We start from the raw sequence: 4,286 nt of genomic DNA, 5'->3' as shown, positions 1-4,286 counted from the left end.
CACGCCCGGCAGCGCCAGCACGCGCTCCACATAGCCCGCGATGTGCGCGGGCAGCGGCAGGGCGTAGGTGGTCAGGCGCGAACACACGGGGGCGAAGAAGGCATCGGCGATGGTGAACCCGCCGAACAGCAGCGGGCCGCCGTGCGCCTGCAGCAGCGCCGTCCACATCTCGATCAGCCGCGCCACGTCGGCGCGCACGGCGGGGCGGTCGCGCCACAGCAGGGCGCCGGTGTCGGGCAGGCGGGCCTCGATGTTCATGGGGCAGGCGCCGCGCAGCGCGGAGAAGCCGCTGTGCATCTCGGCGCAGACGCTGCGGGCCCGTGCGCGGGCGGCCGCGTCGGCAGGCCACAGCGCCTTGTCCGGGTGCTTTTCCGCCACGTATTCGGCGATGGCGAGGGTGTCCCACACCGCCAGGTCGCCGTCGACCAGCACGGGCACCTTGCCGGTGGGCGTGACCGCCTGGATCTTCTGCTTGAACTGCGAGCCTTCGTCGAAGCTGTCGAAACGCAGCGGCACTTCCTCGAACGCGATGCCGGCCTGGCGCAGCAGCACCCAGGGGCGCATGGACCAAGAGGAGTAGTTCTTGTTGCCGATGTAGAGCTGGAACATGGGATTCACCTCGGAGAACGGGAGGTGCATCCTACGACGCCGTCGAGCAGCCTTTCGATGCCTTTTCGCCGGGCGACTGATGCGCGCCGCGCATCAGCGGTGCCTGGCGGCCCTGGCCGGTCAGATCGGCCAGACCACGCCGTTGTCGTTCAGGATGGCGTTCAGTGGCAGGTCGTGGGCCTCGGGCTCGAAGTCGTCGATGTAGCCGTGCGTGAAGCCCAGGCCCACCGTGGTGGGCACCGGCTGCAGCGTGGCCAGCGTGCGGTCGTAGAACCCGCCGCCGTAGCCCAGCCGGTAGCCGCCGGGGCCGTAGCCCACGCAGGGCACGAACAGCAGGGAAGGCACGATCACCTCGGTGTCCTTGGGCTTGGGGATGCCGTAGGCGTCCTCCTCCATCGGGCAGCCGGGGTACCAGGCGTGGAAGGTGAGGGTCTTGTGCACCTTGTCCACCACCGGCAGGCCGATGCGGCGCCGCTGGGGCTCGTCGAGCAGCTCGCCGTCTTCCTTCCAGCGGTGCAGCGCCGGGAGCGGGTCGAACTCGCCCTTGATGGGCCAGTAGGCTCCGATGACGGTGTCGGGCCGGTCCACCAGCCAGATTCGCATGACGCGCTGAAGCAGGTCCGCCCGCTGTAGGCGGTCGGGGAGGTTCAGGCGTTCTTCTACCAGTGCGCGGCGCAGGGCTGCTTTGTCCATCACATAATTCCCCCAATGCAATTGCTCAAGATTCTGACACCGCTCGTCGCGGGCGCCTTGCTCGCCGGTGGCGCGACCCTTGCGGTCGCGCAAAACCGGGGTGACGATACCCTGCTGGAGATGCAGCAGGCCTTCCGCAAGGGCGACCGGCAACGGCTCACCCAGCTGCTGCCGAGTGCCCGTGGCCACGTGCTCGAGCCCTGGGCCGCCTACTGGGAGTTGCGGGCCCGCCTCGGCGAGGCCCTGCCGCAGGAGGTGGGCGCCTTCCTGCAGCGCTACGCCGGCACCTACCAGGAAGACCGCCTGCGCAACGACTGGCTGCTGCTGGTGGGCCAGCGCCGCGACTGGGTGCAGTTTTCCGAGCTGCACCCGCAGTTCCGCATGGGAGACGACCGCGAGGTGCGCTGCTACGCGCTGCTGATCGAGCAGATCAAGGGCACGGCGCCGGCCGGCGCCATCGAGGAGGTGCTGCGCAACTGGTACGGCCAGCGCGAGGCCGACGACGGCTGCACGCACGCGGTGGCCGAGTTCTATGCCGACAAGAAGGTCACGGCCATGGACATCTGGCGCAAGGCGCGCCTGTCGGCCGAGGCCAACCGCGCCCGCGCCACGCGCAACGCGGTCGAGATCGTGGCGCCCGAGGCGCTGCCGCAACTGCGCGAGGTGTTCGATTCGCCCGTCAAGTTCCTGGCCAGCCGCGCCACGGCCGCCGGGCGCGTGCGCCAGGAGCTGGTCGTGCTCGGGCTCATCAAGATGGCCATGGCCGACCCCGGCGCCGCGGCGCGGCTGCTGGATGCCAAGTGGGGCGTGCAGCTGTCGTCCGAGGAGCGCAACTGGGTCTGGGGCGTGATCGGCAAGCAGACGGCGATCGCGCTGTCGCCGGACGCCATGGGCTACTTCGGCAACGTGTCCAAGGACGCCGACCTGTCCGACGACACCCTGGGCTGGAAGGTGCGCGCCGCCCTGCGGGCCGGGCAGTGGAAGCAGGTGGCGCGCGCCATCGACGCCATGTCGCCCACCGCCCGCCAGGACAGCACGTGGACCTACTGGCGTGCCCGCGCCTGGCTGTCCAACCGTCCGGGCGACGAAGACAAGGCCCGCGCCCGCGAGCTGCTCGAACGCATCGCGGGCACCAACGGCTTCTATGAAATGCTGGCCCTGGAAGAGCTGGGACAGCGCGTGGTGCTGCCGGCCGCGCCCCTGCCGCCGACGCCCGAGGAAAAGGCCGCCGTGCGCGCCAACCCGTCGCTCAACCGCGGGCTGTACGCCATCTTGCTGGGGCTTCGCGGCGAAGGCGTGCGCGAATGGAACTACGCCACCAACCTGCACAGCCCGGGCGGCATGGCCGACCGCGAGCTGCTGGCCGCCGCCGAGTTCGCCTGCCAGCGCGAGGTGTGGGACCGCTGCATCAACACCAGCGAGCGCACCAAGGCGGCGTTCGACGCATCGCAGCGCTTTCCCATGCCGTTTCGCAGCACGGTGGTGGCGCGCTCGCAGGCCATCGGGCTCGACCCGGCCTACGTGTACGGGCTCATCCGCCAGGAAAGCCGCTTCGTCATGGACGCGCGCTCGGGCGTGGGGGCTTCCGGCCTCATGCAGGTGATGCCGGCCACGGCCCGCTGGACGGCCCGCAAGATCGGCATGGCGAATTTCACGCCCGACCAGATCAACGACCGCGAGACCAACATCACCATCGGCACCGCCTACCTCAAGCTGGCGCTGGACGATTTCGACGGCTCCATGCCCCTGGCCGCGGCGGCCTACAACGCCGGCCCGGGCCGCCCGCGCAACTGGCGCAACGGCCCGCTGCTGGAGGCGGCCATCTGGGCGGAGAACGTGCCTTTCAGCGAAACGCGCGACTACGTGAAGAAGGTGCTGGCCAACACGACGCTGTACGCCGCGATCCTGAGCGGCCAGCCGCAGTCGCTCAAGGGGCGGCTGGGCAGCGTGGGGCCGCGCGATGCCGCGGTGCCGGAGCCGAACAAGGACCTGCCCTGATTCCTGCGCGGTGCCGGGTGCGAGGGCGCCCGGCACTGCGGTTTCACCCGGCCGCGGAGGGCGGCCGTTTCATAAAAAAAAACCATGTCCAACAAGAAGAGAATCGGGGCCGCTGCGGCCATCGCCTTGGCAGCCGGGTTGCTGTGCGGGGCCGTTTCGGCGCAGCCGGTCTACAAGTGGGTGGATGCGCAGGGCCGCACGCAGTATGGCCAGCAGCCGCCAGACCTGTCCACGGCCGAGCAGCCGCAGTTGCACAACACGGTGCCGTTCGGCAGCAGCGGCGGGACCGGTTCCGCCGCCGCGCCGCGCAAGCTGCCCCGGGACGTGCAGGACCAGGTGAATGGCCTGGCGCAGGGTTTGACCAAGACGCAGCCGGGCAAGGTGCCGCTGTCCTGCGGCAGGGCGGTGAGCAACGCGACCTCGGGCCTGGACACCATGCTGGAGACCGGCGACAAGAACGCACGCGACGGCTACCTGACCCGCGAGCAATACGAAGCCACGGCGGGCAAGATCCGCGCCACGCGCAGCCACATCACGGTCGGCGACTGTGAATCGGCCACGGGCGTCAAGCGCGACTTCTACCAGTGCATTTCCAACGACCGCAACCACGTGATGGGGTGCGCGCAGCAGCACCGCTTCTGAAGCCCGGCCTGCCGGCGCTCAAGGCACGTCGTCGCCCGTGGGCGGGGCCTTGCGCCCGGTGACCATGGCCCGCACGAGATTCTCGCGGTGCTTGTACCCGGTGAACAGCACGCCGCCCACGTGCAGGGCGACCAGGCCCAGCAGGGTCCAGCCCAGGCCCTCGTGCAGGTTGGCGAGCCAGCCGTAGCCCCAGAACAAGTCGGTGGTGTAGAGCCAACCGGTGAACCCCAGCAGACCGATGCAGCCCAGCAGCGCCACCACCATCCAGCCGCCCAGCGGGTTGTGGCCCAGGTGGCGCGGCGCGCGTCCCGCGCCCACGGCCCGCGCGTAGGCCCAGGTGGCGG

5 protein-coding genes are annotated in these 4,286 nt (G+C 70.2%); 2 read left to right on the top strand and 3 right to left on the bottom strand.

The genetic code is table 11. From position 1 onward, the window contains the following. Together AC27KI_RS19645 and AC27KI_RS19640 are read right to left on the bottom strand one after the other, a co-directional pair. On the bottom strand, positions 1-609 hold a 609-nt coding region (locus tag AC27KI_RS19645; protein WP_487115377.1), incomplete at its 3' end, for a glutathione S-transferase family protein. A 120-nt stretch (positions 610-729) separates the two neighbouring features. Then, positions 730-1,302 (bottom strand): 5-formyltetrahydrofolate cyclo-ligase, encoded by a 573-nt coding sequence (locus AC27KI_RS19640; RefSeq protein WP_272565224.1) that lies wholly within the window; start codon positions 1,300-1,302, stop codon positions 730-732. A gap of 15 nt (positions 1,303-1,317) precedes the next feature. Between AC27KI_RS19640 and AC27KI_RS19635 the strand changes: the two genes are divergently transcribed. Together AC27KI_RS19635 and AC27KI_RS19630 are read left to right on the top strand one after the other, a co-directional pair. Then, positions 1,318-3,300, top strand: coding sequence for a lytic transglycosylase domain-containing protein (locus AC27KI_RS19635; protein WP_487115375.1), 1,983 nt, complete (start codon positions 1,318-1,320; stop codon positions 3,298-3,300). An 84-nt stretch (positions 3,301-3,384) separates the two neighbouring features. Further along, a complete protein-coding gene (locus AC27KI_RS19630) occupies positions 3,385-3,942 on the top strand; it encodes a DUF4124 domain-containing protein (protein ID WP_284429687.1) in 558 nt (185 codons plus the stop codon). Positions 3,943-3,960: 18 nt separating this feature from the next. On the opposite strand, the gene AC27KI_RS19625 is transcribed toward AC27KI_RS19630, so the two are convergent. Then, positions 3,961-4,286 (bottom strand): cytochrome b/b6 domain-containing protein (locus tag AC27KI_RS19625; RefSeq protein WP_487090509.1); only part of this gene is annotated, 326 nt, incomplete at its 5' end.

Source organism: Acidovorax sp. KPB24-03, assembly GCF_057546605.1.
This window is presented reverse-complemented; position numbering and strand designations above follow the sequence as displayed.

Coding starts and splice junctions, on each gene's coding strand:
- AC27KI_RS19640 (WP_272565224.1), bottom strand. CDS start 1,302: ATGGACAAAGCAGCCCTGCGCCGCGCACTGGTAGAAGAACGCCTGAAC.
- AC27KI_RS19635 (WP_487115375.1), top strand. CDS start 1,318: ATGCAATTGCTCAAGATTCTGACACCGCTCGTCGCGGGCGCCTTGCTC.
- AC27KI_RS19630 (WP_284429687.1), top strand. CDS start 3,385: ATGTCCAACAAGAAGAGAATCGGGGCCGCTGCGGCCATCGCCTTGGCA.